This is a genomic window from Rhizobium terricola (assembly GCF_012927355.1).
Lineage (GTDB): Bacteria > Pseudomonadota > Alphaproteobacteria > Rhizobiales > Rhizobiaceae > Allorhizobium > Allorhizobium terricola.
Map to the genome: position 1 here is coordinate 1 of NZ_JABBGK010000018.1, position 1131 is coordinate 1131.

The following is a 1131-nucleotide window of genomic DNA, read 5'->3' on the forward strand; positions in this document are numbered from 1 at the left end:
GACGGCGGCGTGCAGGGCTGGTGGATTCCGAAGTACATTGCCGACGCCCATCCCGACATCAAGACAATCCCGGATATGCTGAAGCATCCGGAACTCTTCCCCGATCCGGAAGATCCCTCCAAGGGCGCCATCTTCAACGGCCCGCAGGGCTGGGGCGGCACGGTGGTGACCTCGCAGTTCTACAAGGCCTTCGAGGCCGAGAAGGCCGGCTTCACGCTGGTCGACACCGGCTCGGCCGCCGGCCTCGACGGCTCGATCGCCAAGGCCTATGAGCGCAAGGAAGGCTGGGTCGGCTACTACTGGGCACCGACCGCCCTTCTCGGCAAGTACGAGATGGTCCGCCTCGACTACGGCGTCGAGAACGACCCGGCCGAATGGAAGCGCTGCAACACGGTTGCCGACTGCGCCGATCCCAAGCCGAATGCCTGGCCGGTCGACACCATCGTCACCCTGGTCGCCAAGCCCTTCTCCGAAAAGGCCGGCCCGGAGGTCATGGACTATCTCAACAAGCGCTCCTGGAGCAACCAGACGCTGGGTGGGCTGATGGCCTGGATGACCGACAACCAGGCGAGCGGCGAAGACGGCGCCAAGCACTTCCTGGAAGAGAACAAGGACATCTGGACCAAGTGGGTCACCCCGGAGGCCGCCGCCAAGATCGAGGCTGCTCTCTGAGCCTTGAGGCCTGCGGTGCGCGGCAACGCGCACCGCTTCGCACCCGCCGACGAAACCGTACAAAGACAACAACAATAACGACGACAACAACGGCGGCGGGTTTCTTTGACCGAAGGGGAACCGAATGGACTGGTTTTACAAATTCCCGCACATGGACGACGAGGCGCTGCGCAATCTGAAGAAGGCGATCGATGACGGCTTCCGGGGCTTCACCCGCGCCTATGGCGAACAGATCGAGACGCTTTTTACCCCGCTGCAGCACTTCCTCATCGCCGCCGACCGCTTCATGACGAAGACGCCCTGGCCGATCATCACCCTGATCATCCTGGTGATCGCCTGGTTCGCCAGCCGCAGCCTGAAGATCGTTCTCGGCTGTCTCGTGACCCTGCTCCTGATCGGCTACTTCGACATGTGGGACGACACCATGCGGACGATCTCGATGATCTTCGTCTGCACCCT

1 protein-coding gene and 1 pseudogene are annotated in these 1131 nt (G+C 62.6%); both read left to right on the top strand.

The features are described from left to right. On the top strand, window positions 1-672 hold a 672-nt coding region (locus HHL25_RS23400; protein ID WP_169595652.1), incomplete at its 5' end, for a glycine betaine ABC transporter substrate-binding protein. A 124-nt stretch (window positions 673-796) separates the two neighbouring features. Further along, a pseudogene (locus HHL25_RS23405) lies at window positions 797-1131 on the top strand (proline/glycine betaine ABC transporter permease); the annotation flags it as partial.